Genomic DNA, 15,788 nt, shown 5'->3' with positions numbered 1-15,788 from the left:
CTAGGCGGCAGGAGAAGCCGGGACGACCCGAAACCAGACCGGCAAGCCCTTGTCCGGACAGGAATATTTTTGCATTCCGCTCGCTTTCCGGGTTGCGGCGGATGGGGGAGCGGGGGGCACCAACGGCAAAGGGCGGAGCCGTGCCCGGCCCCGCCCCTTGCTCATCGCATAAAGTCCTGCAGCGTTACTTCAGCCGTGCTGCATGCCATTCCACGTGATCGCGGCCGAAGGTGGCGACGAAGTTGTAGGAATGGTCATAGCCCGCCTGCAGGCGCACGGTGGAGGGCGTGCGGGTGCGGCCCAGCGCTTCCGCGAGGGCTTCGGGCTTCAGCAGGTCGAGGAACTGGTCGGACAGGCCCTGATCGACCAGAAGGTCCGAAGACCAGCCCTTGTCCGCCAGCAGATGCACCGCATCATGACCGCGCCACAGGCTTTCGTCCGCGCCGAGATATGCCCCCAGCTGCTTACGGCCCCAGTCCGAGGCGGACGGGTGGGCAATCGGGGCGAAGGCCGAGAGCGAGGCATAGTGGCCGGGGTGGCGCATGGCGAGCGTCAGCGCGCCATGACCGCCCATGGAATGGCCGGTGATGCCGTGGCTGTCCGTCACGGGGAAGGACGCAGCCACGAGATCGCGCAGCTCGCGCACCACATAGTCTTCCATGCGGAAATGCGGTGCCCAAGGGTCCTGCGTGGCGTTGACATAAAAGCCAGCGCCCTGCCCCAGATCATAGGCCTCGTCATTGGCAACACCCTCGCCGCGCGGGCTGGTGTCGGGGAAGACGATGGCCAGACCGAACTCGGCCGCATGGGCCTGCAGCCCGGCCTTGGTCATGGCGTTTTCATGGGTGCAGGTCAGGCCCGACAGATACCACAGGCAGGGCACGCGCCCCGCCTTGGCCTGCGGCGGCAGGTAGACGGCGAAGGTCATCGGCACGCCGCAGACATCGCTGTCATGGGTGTAGACGCCCTGCACGCCGCCATACATGCGGCTTTCGGAAACGGTCTTCATCGCCCGCCCCTCAATAGACCACGACGGAGCGGATCGACTCGCCCGAGTGCATCATGTCGAAGCCCTTGTTGATGTCTTCCAGCGGCAGCAGATGGGTGATCATCGGGTCGATCTCGATCTTGCCGTCCATGTACCAGTCAACGATCTTCGGCACGTCCGTGCGCCCGCGCGCGCCGCCGAAGGCGGTGCCCATCCAGGTGCGGCCCGTGACGAGCTGGAACGGGCGGGTGGAGATTTCCTGCCCGGCGCCGGCGACGCCAATGACCACCGACTTGCCCCAGCCGCGGTGCGAGCATTCCAGCGCCTGCCGCATCACCTTGGTGTTGCCCGTGCAGTCGAAGGTGTAATCCGCACCGCCGATGGTGTCGGCACCGCGCTTCGTCAGGTTGACGATATAGGGAACGATGTCCTCGCCGATTTCCAGCGGGTTGACGAAATGGGTCATGCCGAAGCGCTCGCCCCATTCCTTCTTGGAGTTGTTGATGTCCACACCGATGATCATGTCCGCACCGGCAAGGCGCAGACCCTGAATGACGTTGAGGCCGATGCCGCCGAGCCCGAAGACAACCGCCGTGGCGCCGATCTCCACCTTGGCCGTGTGGATCACCGCGCCGATGCCGGTGGTGACACCGCAGCCGATGTAGCAGATCTTGTCGAAGGGCGCGTCCGGGTTGACCTTGGCGAGCGCGATCTCCGGCAGAACCGTGTAATTGGCGAAGGTGGAGCAGCCCATGTAGTGATGGATCTTGTCCTTGCCGATGGAGAAGCGCGAGGTGCCGTCCGGCATCAGGCCCTGGCCCTGCGTGGAGCGGATCGCGGTGCACAGGTTGGTCTTGCGCGACAGGCAGGACGGGCACTCGCGGCACTCAGGCGTATAGAGCGGAATCACATGGTCGCCCGGCTTCAGGCTGGTGACGCCCTTGCCCACTTCCACCACGACACCGGCGCCCTCATGGCCCAGGATCGCCGGGAAAATGCCTTCCGGGTCGGCACCCGACAGGGTGAAATCATCGGTGTGGCAGATGCCGGTGGCCTTGATTTCCACCAGAACCTCGAAGGCACGCGGGCCTTCCAGATTGACGGTCATGACTTCCAGCGGCTTGCCCGCCTGAACGGCGACTGCGGCGCGAACTTCCATGGGATCTCCCTCCTTCGATGGACAAGTCATCAATGATGATGGCCGTGTTATAAGCAGTGGCGTTCATCTGAGCCACCCCCGGTAACAGATCGAGCGGCAGAGCGTGTCACGAAACGCGACACAAATTGTTCAGGCTGTCACACAGAGCCCCCTGTTCCATCGGAATTTTCCAGTCTGAACGGCCGCCGCGGCGGGCATGTCGGATTCTGACCATTGCGGGACTGTCTGAGGTTAGGATGCAGCGCTGCCTCTGGCAAAAATGGATAACCTGTTCTGACGGGAGCCCCCTTGTGCCCGGCCGCCCGTGTCAGTCACACTGAAACATCAAGCCCTGCCCGGCGGCGGCGCAGCGGCACACCATGACAAGGAGCCTGCCGGCGGCCATGACGCGCTATTCCCTTCTCGAACTGGCGAAAAACGCCTTCAGCGCGCACAAGAACTGGGGCCACCAGTGGCGCTCCCCGGAGCCCAAGGCCGCCTATGACGTCATCATCATCGGCGCGGGCGGCCACGGGCTGGCCACCGCCTATTACCTGGCCAAGGTGCATGGCATCACCAATGTAGCGGTGCTGGACAAGGGCTGGCTGGGCGGCGGCAACACGGGCCGCAACACCACCATCGTGCGTTCCAACTATCTGTGGGAGGAAAGCGCCGCCCTCTACCAGCATGCGCTGAACCTGTGGGACGGCCTGTCGCAGGACCTCAATTACAACGTCATGTATTCCAAGCGCGGCGTGATGATGCTGGCTCATACGGTGCATGACGTGCAGGTGTTCAAGCGCCACATCCACGCCAACCGGCTGGCCGGGGTCGAGAACGAGTGGATGACGCCGGAAGAGGCGAAGGAATTCTGCCCGCCGCTCAACATCGAAAAGAACATCCGCTATCCGGTGATGGGCGCGGCGCTGCAGCGGGTGGGCGGCACGGCCCGGCACGATGCGGTGGCCTGGGGCTATGCACGCGCGGCCAGCGCCATGGGTGTCGACATCATCCAGAACTGCGCCGTCACCGGCATCCGCCGTGCGCCCACGGGCGAGATCACGGGCGTTGAGACCTCACGCGGCTTCATCGGCGCCAAAAAGATCGGCTGCGTTGCGGCTGGCAACACCTCCGTCGTCATGGCCATGGCCGGGCTGAAGCTGCCGCTGGAATCCAATCCGCTGCAGGCGCTGGTGTCCGAGCCGGTGAAACCCGCCTTCCCTTGCGTGGTCATGTCCAACACCATTCACGCCTATATCTCCCAGTCCGACAAGGGCGAGCTGGTGATCGGCGCGGGCACCGACCAGTTCGTCTCCTATTCGCAGGCAGGCGGGCTGCACATCACCACCCACACGCTCGATGCCATCTGCGAGCTGTTCCCCATGTTCCGGCGCATGCGCATGCTGCGCAACTGGGGCGGCATCGTTGACAACACGCCAGACCGCTCGCCGATCATCGGGCTGACGCCGGTGCCGGGGCTCTATGTCAACTGCGGCTGGGGTACGGGCGGCTTCAAGGCGACGCCGGGCTCGGGCCATGTGTTTGCCCACACCATTGCGACCGGCGCGCCGCACCCCATCAACGCCCCCTTCTCCCTGGACAGGTTCCGCACCGGACGCCTGATCGACGAGGCGGCCGCTGCCGCCGTGGCTCACTGAGGCTTTCTCCATGCTGCTGATTTTCTGCCCCTGTTGCGGCGTCGAACGGCCCGAGACCGAATTCCGCTACGGCGGCGAGGCGCATATCGCCCGTCCGGCCGATCCTTCCGCCCTCAATGACGAGGAATGGGCCCAGTTCCTCTACATGCGCTCCAACACGCGCGGGCTTTATGCCGAACGCTGGCGCCACGCCCATGGCTGCGGGCGCTTCTTCAATGCCGTGCGCGACACGGTGAGCGACAAGTTCGTCTGTACCTACAAGGCTGGGGAACTGAAGCCTGATCTTGAAGCCCTTGCCCGGGAGGCCGCGAAATGACCAGCCACAGCACACGCGGCGGCAACATGCGCACCGGCAATGGCGGACGGGTGGACCGGTCCCACCCTATCAATTTCACTTTCGATGGAAAGGAAATGACCGGCCTTGCCGGTGACACGCTGGCCTCAGCCCTCATTGCCAATGGGGTGCATCTGACCGGCCGCTCCTTCAAGTATCACCGCCCGCGCGGCATCGTGACGGCAGGTTCCGAGGAGCCGAATGCGCTGGTGGGCGTCTACCGCCACGGTGACCAGACGCCGAACCTGCGCGCCCCGCAGGTGGAGCTTTACGAGGGCCTCACGGCCATCAGCCAGAACCGCTTCCCTTCGCTGGAATTTGACGTGGGCGCGGTCAATAATCTGCTGTCACCGCTGTTCCCGGCAGGCTTCTACTACAAGACCTTCATGTGGCCGAAGGCATTCTGGGACCGGGTGTATGAGCCGGTGATCCGCGCTGCCGCAGGTCTCGGCAAGCCGCCGAAGCTGGCGGACCCGGACCGCTACGCCAACACCTATGCCCATTGCGACGTGCTGGTGATTGGCGCGGGCCCCGCAGGCCTTGCCGCGGCCCTTGCCGCCAGCGAAAGTGGCGCACAGGTGATCCTGTGCGACGAGCAGGCGGAAATGGGCGGCTCGCTTCTGGCAGAAGCTGGTGCGACCATTGAAGGCCATGCGGCAGCGGACTGGGCAGCGGCAACGCTGGCAACCCTCGCCGCACGCGGCAACGTCACCCTTCTGCCGCGCACCACGGCATTCGGCTACTTCGTCCAGAACTTCGTCGCCCTCGCAGAGCGGGTGACGGACCATCTTGCCGCCCCCGATCCGGCGCTGCCGCGTGAGCGGATGTGGCAGGTCCGGGCGAAAGAGGTCGTCATTGCGGCTGGCGCGCATGAGCGTCCGCTCGTCTTCCCGGAAAACGACCGGCCCGGCATCATGCTGGCAGGCGCAGGGCGGACCTATCTCAACCGCTATGGGGCCAAGGTTGGCCGCAACGTGCTGATGGCTGCTGCCTGTGACAGCGCCTGGACGGCAGCCTTCGATCTTGCCGCATCCGGCGTGGAGATTGCCGCCATCGCAGACCTGCGCCGCACACCGCCGGAGCATCTGGTGACTGAGGCAGCAAGACTTGGCATTCGGGTTGAGACGGGCTGCACCGTCACTGGCACCTCCGGGCATCTGCGCGTCAGCAAGGCGCTGCTGGGCCGGTTGCGCGAGGATGGCAGCGTGGCGGCCGCCGGTGAAATCAACTGCGACGCCATTCTCATGTCCGGCGGATGGACGCCTGCGGTCAGCCTCTATTCCCAGTCCCGCGGCAAGGTGGTCTGGAATAACGAGATGCAGGCCTTCCTGCCCGGCGCAAGCGTCCAGAACGAGCGGTCGGCCGGCAGCTGCCGGGGCGTGAACGGCCTTGCTGCCGTGCTCAACGATGGCTATGCCGCCGGTGAGCAGGCGGCAAACAAGGCCGTGGGCGCTCCGCTGAAGGTACGCAGCATCCGCGCCGATGGGGCAGAAGCTGCCACCGGAGGCTTCCTCGGCGCCCTGCCGCATGACCGGGACGCTTCCCGCGTGAAGGCCTTCGTCGATTTCCAGAACGACGTGACCGCCAAGGACGTGGAGCTGGCCGTGCGCGAGGGCATGCACTCCATCGAACACATCAAGCGCTACACCACCACCGGCATGGCGACGGATCAGGGCCGCCTGTCCAACCTCAACGCGCTGGCGATTGCCTCCGGCGCGCTCGGCACAGCCCTGCCCCAGGTGGGTCTCACCACGTTCCGCCTGCCCTACACGCCGACGAGTTTCGGCACCTTCGCCGGGTCTTCACGTGGAGATGCCTTCGACCCCGTCCGCCGCACGCCTTCGCACGATTGGGTGGTGAAGCAGGGCGGCGTCTTCGAGGACGTGGGCCAGTGGAAACGCACCTGGTACTTCCCCAAGGCGGGCGAGGACATGCACGCCGCCGTTGCCCGCGAGTGCCGCACGGCACGCACGGCAGCTGGCCAGTTCGATGCCTCGACCCTCGGCAAGATCGAGGTGGTAGGCAAGGACGCGGCGGAGTTTCTGGAGCGGTTCTACACCAACCCATGGAAGGGCCTGAAGCCGGGCCGCTGCCGCTATGCAGTGCTGCTCAACGAGGCCGGATACATCATTGATGACGGTGTTGTCGGGCGGCTGGCGGAGGACAGGTTCCACGTCACCACCACCACCGGCGGCGCGGCACGGGTCTTTGCCATGATGGAGGACTATCTCCAGACAGAGTGGCCAGATCTCGACGTGTGGATCACCTCTACCACCGAACAGTTCGCCGTTATCGCTGTGCAGGGGCCGAAGGCACGGGAGATCATTGCGCCCTTTGTCGAGGGGTTGGATCTTTCGGCTGAAGCCTTCCCGCACATGAGCGTTGCCACCTGCCGCTTCGCGGGCCTGCCCTGCCGCCTGTTCCGCGTCAGCTTCACGGGCGAGCTGGGCTTTGAAGTGAATGTCCCTGCCCGCCATGGGGCAAAGGTCTGGGAGATGATCTGGGCCGAGACGGAAAAGCACGGCGGTTGCGTCTATGGCACAGAAACCATGCACGTGCTGCGCGCCGAAAAGGGCTACATCATCGTTGGCCAGGAAACCGACGGCACCGTAACGCCTGCCGATGCGGGTCTTGAGTGGGCCATTGGCAAGAAGAAGTTCGACTTCGTCGGCAAACGCTCGCTCGCACGGCCCGATCTGGTGGCCTCCGGGCGCAAGCAGGTCGTCGGCCTGCAGCCGGTCGATCCCAAGCGCATGCTCGAAGAAGGGGCGCAGATCACCGCTGAGGCCAATCCGGCCAAGGGCACGCCTGCCCTCGGCCATGTGACATCCGCCTACTGGAGCGAGGCCCTGGGCCGCACCATCGGCCTTGCCATCGTCAAGGATGGCCGCAGCCGGATGGGTGAGGTCCTGCAAGTGCCGATGCCCTCCGGCGCGATTGCCGTGAAGATCGTTGATCCCATGATGTATGACCCGGAAGGAACCCGTCTCGATGGCTGAGATCTACACCCCTGCCGCAGGCGAAACCCCAGTTCTGCGTCACGAAGGCCTGACCGTATCACGCTGCGCACCGCTGGCCCGGCTCTCCTTCCGGGGCCGCGCCCCGGCGCAGGAGGCCATCGCCTCAGTGCTTGGCACAGCCCTGCCACAGAAGCCACTGACGGCAGCCGTATCCGGCAGCAAGGCCGCTCTGTGGCTTGGTCCCGATGAATGGCTGATGCTGGCCCCTGAAACGGATCTGGACGCCTTTCAGGCGGCCGCTGAAAGCGCGGTCTCCGGGCTCGCCGCATCTGTAACAGATATCTCGCACCGGCAAGACGCGGTGCTAGTCACCGGCAGCAAGGCAGTCTGGCTGCTCAACACCGGTGTCTTCCTCGATTTCAGCCTTGCCGCCTTCCCTGTAGGCATGGTCACCCGCACACTCTTCCATAAGGCGGAAGTGGTGCTATGGCGGATCTCGGAAGATTGTTTCGTGCTCGAATCCTGGCGCAGCTTCTTGCCCTATGTGCTGGAGCACATGGAAGATGCCGCACTGGAGCTGGGGGCAAAGGCGCCTGTGTGACGGGGTGGTTGATGCCACCTCCCGAAAGCAAAAAGCCCGGAAGCACTTGCGCTTCCGGGCTTTTGTCATGATGCAAGAAGCTGCCTTCAACCCAGCAGGAAAGACAGAACCACAAGAACGCTGGCGCCAAGCAAGGCAGCTGCGGGAACCGTGACCACCCAGGCGGCAAGGATCGTCATCACGTGAGCACGGCGGACCAGGAAGCGGCGCTTCTGTTCCTCGCGGTTCTTGATCGGACGCAGACGCTTTCCCTTGCCTGCACCGTCCGCCATGACGTTAAGACGCGATCCGACGCGCTGGGTTTCCCACTCACGGAAGAAGCCAACGCCGAAGACACCTCCAACAGCCACATGTGTGGTGCTGACGGGCAGGCCCAAAGCGGAGGCGAGGATCACGGTCACGGCAGTTGCCAGCGCCACGCAATAAGCGCGGATCGGATTGAGCTTGGTGATCTGCTGGCCGACAAGATGGATCAGACGCGGTCCGAACAGCACCAGTCCCAGGGAAATGCCGACCGCGCCGATGATCATCACCCAGAACGGAATCTGAACTTCGCTGACCGTATGCCCCGAGCTGATGACCCCGGCGATGGCCGCAACCGGCCCAACCGCATTGGCAACATCGTTGGCGCCATGTGCAAAGGACATGAGCGCGGCGGCACAGACGAGCGGCAGAGAGAAAAGACGGCGGACAGACTGATTGCGGTTCTCCATGCCCCGCGCCTGACGGCGGACATAGGGCCGGGCCAGCAGCCATGACACCACGGCAACGCCGAGGCCTGCCACCAGCCCGCCCGTCAGTTTTAGACCAGCAAAGGGAAGAGCCTTCATGACGATATAAGTGGTGAAGACACCGGCCATGACCGCGATCAGGATCGGCACCCAGAAGCGGGACGCCGCAATCTTGTCGGGCTGGTAGACCGTGACATTGCGAACGAACGCGAGAAAGACAGCGGCCAGAATACCGCCGAGGAACGGAGACGTAACCCAACTGATGGCGATACCACCCAGTGTCGTCCAGTTGATGGCAGCAATACCGGCTGCCGCCGCACCGGCGCCGGCCACAGCGCCCACGATGGCCTGTGTCGTCGAAACTGGCGCGCCAATCCAGGTGGCAAGGTTGACCCACACGCCGGCGGCAACCAGCGCAGAGAGCATGACCAGCATGAACTCGTTCGGGCTCGCCAGATCTTGCGGATGAATGATGCCACTGGAGATGGTGCTGACCACCTCGCGCCCTGCCAGAAGCGCGCCCAGCGTTTCACAGACAGCTGCAATGGCAAGGGCCGAAACCAGCGACAGGGCCCGTGCACCGACGGCGGGGCCCATGTTGTTGGCCACATCATTGGCGCCAATATTCAGCGCCATGTAGGCGCCAAGCGCGGCAGCCGCGATCAGCATCGACCCGGAAACGCCACCGCCGACAAACTGCCATGCGGCAAGCGCGCAAACCATGATGAAGACAAAAGAAAGACCGGGCGCAACGAGACGGCGCGCAGCCGTTCCGGCTGCGTCCTCGATATAGCCAATCCGGTCCAGATCCTTGTCGAGGGCAGATTGAGTCTCGGGTTTTTTCAACGTGCAGCGCCTTGCGGCGTCCCTCAGTGACAGCCCTCTGCGGACGCAAAGGAGCAACCCGCCTCAGGTTTTGTTTGATTTGGCGCCGTTATCGCAGATTTTCAGACACCTGCAACCAGATCACGCTGAAGCCGCTTGAGGATATCCACGAGCCCCGGCTCACTGGCGAGCTTTATCGCCTCCTGCACGGGCAGCCAGCGATACTCCCGCTCTCCCGCCTCAGGGTATTCCTTCGCCTGGGCTTCAGCCTCAATCAGGAAAACAAGCACATCGGTATCGACCCGCAGACCACTATCAAGACCCTTGGTCGACCGGAAGGTCCCGTAAGGATCACGTGCAACCTTGCCCGTGACACCCGCTTCCTCAAAGGCCTCGATCATGGCCGTACGGTGCGAGCGGTGGTCCAGTTCCGGCCAGCCTTTCGGCAGGATCCAGCGTTTGGTGCCACGCGAAGCAACGAGAAGCACTTCCAGCTGCCCGTTGTGGACACGGTGGCACAGGGCCGCAATCTGCAGCCGTGCCGGGCGCAGAAAGAGGCCGCGCAAAAAACCCCAGAAACGCTGTGTCGTAGACTGGGACGTCACTGCCGGGTCCAGATATGAGGTCGTACTGTCCACCATCGGACGTCCTTTCCCTCAACCGTGTGAAAGCGGAGGCCTGACAGGGACGAAACACCACCCTCAAAGGCTCAAATGAAAACTCTTGCCTTAATGAAATGTTCATTCGAACCGGCAAGTCAAGGCACACTCAGACAGAATGACGCCAATAATGCGACATTCCGTAAAGTCATCTTCAAAAATTCGAAAAATTTGCCGGCTAAGCGGCGAAATCCCCCATTGCAGCAGGCCCGAAGCTCAGATTTCTGCGCTTCCGGCGCGCTTCCGTCAGGCGTTCAGGTCCTCACGTTCCACGGTGATTCCCTCCGCGCTCCAGCTTCCCGGCCAGACCTCCGCCCCGCCTGCACGCAGCTGGCGCACCGCATCCAGCGGCGGATGAACGATGAGGAAGGGCTCTTCTCCGGCCAGTCCGCCCGTAGGCTCAAGCCGGGCTGCGACCCCCGTAAAGCCAAGCTCGGCCTCACAGGGGGTAAACAGCGTCGCGCCGGAGATATTGGTATCGTTCTGCGTCGTACCGGTGGAAGCGCCCGTCACACCGCATACGGCAACGCAGGTCATCAGTTCCACCGCCCGCGCCTTCGCACAGTCAAACACGCGATGATAGCCGGACAGCTGCGATGTCATGGAGGGCACCAGCAACAGGTCGATCTTTTCCGGCGCCAGTAGACAGGAGAGCGCAGGCATTTCCACATCCAGGCAGATGAGAATCGCCATACGCACGCCTTCAAGCTCGAACACTTTCAGCCGCATTCCGGGCTTGAGCATCCAGCTTTCAGGATCTTTCTCGAACGGCGTCAGAGCCAGCTTGTCGTGGCAATGCGCCTCCCCTCCGGGGTGTAAAGCCATGCCCGGTTGGTAAAGCCACCATCCTCCGCAGGCCAGGGCGTTGAACCGGCCAGAAGCGATAGACCATATTTTCGCGGCAGATCTGCGAGCTGCGGCGCGATTTCCTGCGCAACGCCCGCCATGAAGGCCAGCTCGGACGTCGGGACAAGTCCCTCCGGCTTGAATGACAGGCAAGCCTCAATCGCATATTCCGGCAACATCAGGAGCCGGGCGCCCCCTTCCTTCGCACGCTGCATGCGGGCTTCAACAGCAGCGACATAATCCTCCGGCGAAGCCGGTGCGAAGCCGAGATTGAAGGCGCAGAGGGCAATCGGAAAGTCAGTCATGGCCGGTCCATATGCTGTTGCGGGGCAAACTTACCCCTTCTGCATGACCGATTTAAGAGCGCTGGTAAAGAGACGGAAAAGTGATCAGCGGACGCTCAGCCCGGGATGCCAAGCTTGAACAGGCTGAGCAAGGCAGCGACAGCAAGGCATTCCTGCAGGGGCACGGGAATGAAGGTGACAGGCAGCGGAGCAGGATCGGCATCCACGCCAGCGCGGACCTTGGCAAGGCCAGCGAGCGCCCGATCGGCAGAACGGTCAAGTTCCGCAAACACCGCTCTGAGTTCGTCCTGGCTCTTCATCAGATCCCCGCGCTGTATCCTTCAGCCAGATCACTCTACCGCGTGCCTCTTACGGCATGGTTAATGCACTGCAAATGGGGCGGAAAAACGCAAGGCCTACCCGTTTGCCGCCTGCCTTGCCCGGCTTGCCCGGCTTGCCCGTCACAGCCGGTTCACCTGTGGGTCCGCTACGTCCAGAATACGCAGCTGCACCGCTGCGCGCCCTGCCAGGTATCGATGGAAAGGCTGCCCGCCACATGCAGCATCTTGCCCCGCCCGGCGAGCAGCGCTTCGCCAAACGGCTTCTCGGCAGCCTTGAAGGCAATGCCCTTCAGTGTCTGACCATCGGCACCAGCCAGCGTTGCCCGCACATGGCCGTTGCCGACCACATCCGCATAGGAAATGCGGTGGGACGGGAAGGCAAAAACCGGCTCCGGATGGCCTGCGCCGAAGGGCCCGGCCAATTCCAGCTTGTTCAGAAGCTCGATCGTGGCACCACCCGCCGTCAGCGCTGCATCCACCTTCAGCTCGCGGCTGGCGCTGGCAATTTCAACGTCCTCGCGCAGCATTTCATTGAAGAAGGCTGTCAGCTCCCTTCCCGCTCGCGCCGGACGGTGAGGCCGGCAGCCATCGCGTGTCCGCCGCCCTTTTCCAGCAGCCCTTCCTCCACCGCCTTGCGAACCGCTCTGCCAAGATCGACACCGGGGATAGAGCGGCCCGAGCCTGTACCCTTGCCGCTGGCATCATAGGCGATGGCAAAGGCCGGGCGGCGGTGGCTCTCCTTGAGGCGGGATGCGATCAGCCCGACAATACCCGGATGCCAGCCATCGGAACCCGTCAGCAGCACCGCAGGGTCTTCCGACTGGATGCGGATGACGGCCTGTGCATCGCCCTCCTCCAGCATCACCGCTTCCATCGCCTGCCGCTCCGCATTGAGCCGGTCCAGTTGCTCGGCAATGGCACGGGCCTGCGCGCTGTCACGCGTGGTCAGAAGCCGCGCCCCGAGGGCGGCATCGCCAATGCGCCCGCCCGCGTTGATGCGCGGCCCCAGCAGAAATCCCAGATGATAGGAGGACGGCTTGCCGCCCACACGCGCCACATCAGCCAGCGCCGCAAGGCCGGGGTTGGAACGGGCATGCATGGAAATGAGGCCCTTGGTGACATAGGCCCTGTTCAGCCCCTTGAGCGGCACCACATCGCAGACCGTTCCAAGTGCAACGAGATCGAGCAGCGCCAGCAGGTCCGGCTCCCGGCGTCCTGCAAAGGCACCACGCCGCCGCAGTTCACGATTGAGGCCGACGAGAAACAGGAACGTGACGCCAACGGCCGCCAGATGCCCCTGCCCCGACAGGTCATCCTGCCGGTTCGGGTTCACGAGCGCGCGCACCTGCGGCAGCTCCACGCCGCACTGGTGATGGTCGATCACCACCACGTCCAGTCCCAGCCGGGCCGCCGTTTCGAAAGCCTCGAAGGAGGTGCTGCCGCAATCAACAGTCACCAGCAGCCGTGCACCATCGTGGTGCAGCGCCTCGATGGCCGGGCCATTGGGGCCGTAGCCCTCGATGATGCGGTCAGGAATATGAATCACCGCTTCCTGCCCCACCTCGGCCAGATAGCGGGAGAGCAGCGCGGAAGACGTGGCACCATCCACGTCGTAATCGCCGAAGATCGCAATCCGGGTGCCGGCCTGGACAGCATCGGCCACCCGCGCCACCGCCTGATCCATGTGGACGAGGCTGGAAGGATCCGGCATCAGGCCCTTGAGCGTCGGGTCGAGAAAGGCTTCCGCCTCCTCCAGCGCCACATCGCGGGCCGCCATGACGCGGGCAATCACATCGGCAAGGCCGAAACGCTGCGACATGGCAAGGGCGGTGAGCGACTGCGCCTGTGTCAGTCGCTCACGCCAGATCTGTCCGTTTGCAGAACGTGTCACGCCCAGCACGGTGCGCCCGGTTTCGGAAGCGGCACCTGCAATAGGTCCGGCACCTGTCACGCCCTGCCCTCCAGATCAGTCCAGGTGAAACTTTTCAACCTGGGTGTGCTGGGCCTTGATGTAACGCACGGTGCCCGTCGAAGAGCGCATGACCACCGTGTGGGTGGTGATGCGCTCACGGCCGAAGCGCACGCCCTGCAGGAAGTTGCCATCGGTCACGCCGGTGGCTGCGAACAGCACGTCGCCGCAGGCCATTTCCTCAAGCTGATACTTGCGCTTGATGTCGGAAATGCCCATCCGGTGGGCGCGTTCCACCTGCTCGTCACGGGTGATGACGAGGCGGCCCTGCATCTGGCCACCGATGCAGCGCAGGGCAGCAGCAGCCAGCACGCCTTCCGGCGCACCGCCGATACCTGCATAGATGTCGATGCCGGTCTCTTCCGGGTCGGTGGTGTGAATCACACCGGCCACGTCGCCGTCGCCGATCAGGCGGATGGCGGCACCGGTCGCGCGGATGTCCTCGATCAGGCGGGCATGACGCGGACGGTCAAGCACACAGGCGGTGATTTCGGAGATCTTCACGCCCTTAGCCTTTGCCACATTGGCAAGGTTCTCGGCAATCGGGGCATCAAGGTCGATGATGCCGGCCGGATAGCCGGGCCCGATGGCCAGCTTTTCCATGTAGCTGTCCGGTGCGTTCAGCAGGCCGCCAGCAGGGGCCAGCGCGATCACGGCCAGCGAATTCGGCAGGTTCTTGGCGCAGATGGTGGTGCCTTCCAGCGGGTCGAGGGCGATATCCACCTTCGGGCCCTGCTTGGTGCCGACTTCCTCGCCGATGTAGAGCATCGGTGCTTCGTCGCGCTCACCCTCGCCGATCACCACCGTGCCGTCGATCGGCAGGTTGTTCAGCTCGCGGCGCATGGCGTCCACGGCGGCCTGGTCGGCAGCCATTTCGTCGCCGTGGCCACGCAGGCGGGCGGCGGCAACGGCAGCACGCTCGGTCACGCGCGCCAGCTCCAGCGTCAGAATACGGTCAAGCGAGCTTGAGGCTGCGGTTTCTTTCTTCGGCATTGCAATCCCCTGAACACATGAATGGGACCATCCGCACGGGATGGGCTTAAGACAGTTTCTCGATACGGATCATCTGCGGCCGGTCCGCGACGACACCCTTGGCCTCGATGGCCTCCAGCGCCTGACGGACAGCCGTCTCGGAGGTCTCATACGTGATCAATATGACAGGCTGAGCCTCATGCACCCCGGTTTCGGCACCGTCAAGGCCACTGCCCGGCGCACGGCGGCGGCGCTGAACGATGGACTCCAGCGAAATCTCGGCGTCGGCCATGCAACGCGCTATCGTGGCAAAGGCGCCCGGACGGTCGAAGACTGACAGCCGGATGTAGTACCCGCCTTCGTGCTTGCGCATGCCGGCACGCTGGTAGTCGGTCAGCACATCGCTCGGCGCGCCAAGCGCCGGAGCAATGTCGCCGCGGGCGATGTCGGCGATATCCGAGGCAACAGAGGATGCCGTGGCATTGCCACCAGCACCGGGACCAACCAGCACCACGCCGCCGACAAAATCGCCGTCAACCGCAACGGCATTCAGCACGCCGTCGATGCGGGCGATGGCAGAGGTCTTCGGCACCATGGTGGGGTGGACACGCTGCTCGATGCCGCTTTCGGTCACCTGAGCCACGCCCAGAAGCTTGATGCGGTAGCCCAGCTCGTCAGCTGCCTTGATGTCGGCAGTGGTGATGGAGCTGATGCCTTCCAGATAGATGTCGTCGGCGCTGATCTTGCAGCCGAAGGCAAGGCTCGTCAGCAGCGCCAGCTTGTGCGCCGTGTCGTTGCCTTCAATGTCGAAGGTGGGGTCAGCTTCCGCATAACCAAGGCGCTGCGCATCGGCCAGGCACTCGGCAAAGGACAGGCCCTCGCGCTCCATCCGGGTCAGGATGTAGTTGCAGGTGCCGTTGAGAATGCCATAGACGCGGGTGACGGAGTTGCCTGCCATTGCCTCGCGCAGCGTTTTGACGATGGGAATACCGCCAGCAACCGCCGCTTCGTAGTTGAGCGAAACCCCAGCCTTCTCGGCGATCTCGGCCAGTTCCACGCCATGGGCTGCCAGCAGCGCCTTGTTGGCGGTGATCACATGCTTGCCGGAGGTGAGTGCTGCACGGACGCAGGCTTCGGCAGCACCGGACGCGCCGCCGATCAGTTCTACCACCACATCCACATCAGCAGAGCGCGCCATCTCGGCAGCATCATCAAACCAGGTGACGCCAGTGAGATCGAGGCCGCGGTCACGAGTCTTGTCCCTTGCGGTCACCGCAGTCAGGACAACGGGACGCCCGCACTTGCGGGCCAATGCATCCCCATTCTTGGACAGGAGACGGATGAGCGAAGCTCCGACCGTTCCCAATCCCGCGACACCAAGTCTCAAAGCTGAAGCCATTGACGATATGTTCCGGTTGATGATGGCCAGCGCCCGCCTCGGGGCGCCAGCCGGTTTAGTCCGGGTGCCGGGAGCTCCCGGCC

Annotated in this window: 13 protein-coding genes and 1 pseudogene; 4 read left to right on the top strand and 10 right to left on the bottom strand. The window is 63.9% G+C overall.

Features of this window, described 5'->3' with window-relative positions; all coding sequences use genetic code 11:
* Positions 1 to 184: 184 nt before the first annotated feature.
* Entirely contained in the window at positions 185 to 1,009 is an 825-nt protein-coding gene (fghA, locus tag ACQB61_RS06240; protein WP_430511923.1) for an S-formylglutathione hydrolase, read from the bottom strand.
* A gap of 10 nt (positions 1,010 to 1,019) precedes the next feature.
* On the bottom strand, positions 1,020 to 2,147 hold the full coding sequence (locus tag ACQB61_RS06235; RefSeq protein WP_334252569.1) for an S-(hydroxymethyl)glutathione dehydrogenase/class III alcohol dehydrogenase: 1,128 nt from the start codon (positions 2,145 to 2,147) through the stop codon (positions 1,020 to 1,022).
* A gap of 383 nt (positions 2,148 to 2,530) precedes the next feature.
* On the opposite strand from ACQB61_RS06235, the gene ACQB61_RS06230 reads away from it, so the two are divergent.
* Genes ACQB61_RS06230 through ACQB61_RS06215 form a run of 4 tightly spaced genes read left to right on the top strand, consistent with a single transcriptional unit; the run spans position 2,531 to position 7,679 of the window.
* Entirely contained in the window at positions 2,531 to 3,784 is a 1,254-nt protein-coding gene (locus ACQB61_RS06230) for a sarcosine oxidase subunit beta family protein (RefSeq protein WP_430511922.1), read from the top strand.
* Positions 3,785 to 3,794: 10 nt separating this feature from the next.
* Positions 3,795 to 4,100, top strand: coding sequence for a sarcosine oxidase subunit delta (locus ACQB61_RS06225; RefSeq protein WP_430511921.1), 306 nt, complete (start codon positions 3,795 to 3,797; stop codon positions 4,098 to 4,100).
* Positions 4,097 to 7,117 carry a sarcosine oxidase subunit alpha family protein gene (locus ACQB61_RS06220; protein WP_430511920.1) on the top strand — a complete coding sequence of 1,007 codons (3,021 nt, stop codon included), beginning with the start codon at positions 4,097 to 4,099 and terminating at the stop codon, positions 7,115 to 7,117. Before ACQB61_RS06225 ends, ACQB61_RS06220 begins: the two co-directional genes overlap by 4 nt.
* Positions 7,110 to 7,679 (top strand): sarcosine oxidase subunit gamma, encoded by a 570-nt coding sequence (locus tag ACQB61_RS06215; RefSeq protein WP_430511919.1) that lies wholly within the window; start codon positions 7,110 to 7,112, stop codon positions 7,677 to 7,679. The genes ACQB61_RS06220 and ACQB61_RS06215 overlap by 8 nt, the downstream gene beginning before the upstream one ends.
* Before the next feature lie 86 nt (positions 7,680 to 7,765).
* On the opposite strand, the gene ACQB61_RS06210 is transcribed toward ACQB61_RS06215, so the two are convergent.
* The 8 genes and pseudogenes from ACQB61_RS06210 to ACQB61_RS06175 all read right to left on the bottom strand — a co-directional run bounded on the left by ACQB61_RS06210 (position 7,766) and on the right by ACQB61_RS06175 (position 15,705).
* Entirely contained in the window at positions 7,766 to 9,256 is a 1,491-nt protein-coding gene (locus tag ACQB61_RS06210; protein WP_430511918.1) for an inorganic phosphate transporter, read from the bottom strand.
* A 101-nt stretch (positions 9,257 to 9,357) separates the two neighbouring features.
* Positions 9,358 to 9,876, bottom strand: a complete 519-nt coding sequence (locus ACQB61_RS06205; RefSeq protein ID WP_430511917.1) for an NUDIX hydrolase — start codon at positions 9,874 to 9,876, stop codon at positions 9,358 to 9,360.
* A 264-nt stretch (positions 9,877 to 10,140) separates the two neighbouring features.
* Positions 10,141 to 10,638: a hypothetical protein gene (locus ACQB61_RS06200; RefSeq protein WP_430511916.1), complete on the bottom strand. Its 498-nt coding sequence runs from the start codon at positions 10,636 to 10,638 to the stop codon at positions 10,141 to 10,143.
* A gap of 29 nt (positions 10,639 to 10,667) precedes the next feature.
* Positions 10,668 to 11,045 (bottom strand): hypothetical protein, encoded by a 378-nt coding sequence (locus tag ACQB61_RS06195; RefSeq protein ID WP_430511915.1) that lies wholly within the window; start codon positions 11,043 to 11,045, stop codon positions 10,668 to 10,670.
* Positions 11,046 to 11,140: 95 nt separating this feature from the next.
* Complete coding sequence (locus ACQB61_RS06190) at positions 11,141 to 11,344, bottom strand: hypothetical protein (RefSeq protein ID WP_430511914.1); 204 nt, start codon at positions 11,342 to 11,344, stop codon at positions 11,141 to 11,143.
* Between the two features lie 141 nt (positions 11,345 to 11,485).
* Positions 11,486 to 13,265 (bottom strand): annotated as a pseudogene (gene recJ / locus ACQB61_RS06185) (single-stranded-DNA-specific exonuclease RecJ).
* Positions 13,266 to 13,331: 66 nt separating this feature from the next.
* Positions 13,332 to 14,327 carry a class II fructose-bisphosphatase gene (gene glpX, locus ACQB61_RS06180; RefSeq protein WP_019964810.1) on the bottom strand — a complete coding sequence of 332 codons (996 nt, stop codon included), beginning with the start codon at positions 14,325 to 14,327 and terminating at the stop codon, positions 13,332 to 13,334.
* Positions 14,328 to 14,373: 46 nt separating this feature from the next.
* Positions 14,374 to 15,705 carry a homoserine dehydrogenase gene (locus ACQB61_RS06175; RefSeq protein WP_430511913.1) on the bottom strand — a complete coding sequence of 444 codons (1,332 nt, stop codon included), beginning with the start codon at positions 15,703 to 15,705 and terminating at the stop codon, positions 14,374 to 14,376.
* Positions 15,706 to 15,788 lie beyond the last annotated feature (83 nt).

The sequence above is a fragment of the Pannonibacter phragmitetus genome, from assembly GCF_050510895.1.
Taxonomy (GTDB): domain Bacteria; phylum Pseudomonadota; class Alphaproteobacteria; order Rhizobiales; family Stappiaceae; genus Pannonibacter; species Pannonibacter phragmitetus_B.
Note: the sequence above shows the minus strand (reverse complement) of the source record. Positions and strands in the feature narration are given on the sequence as shown.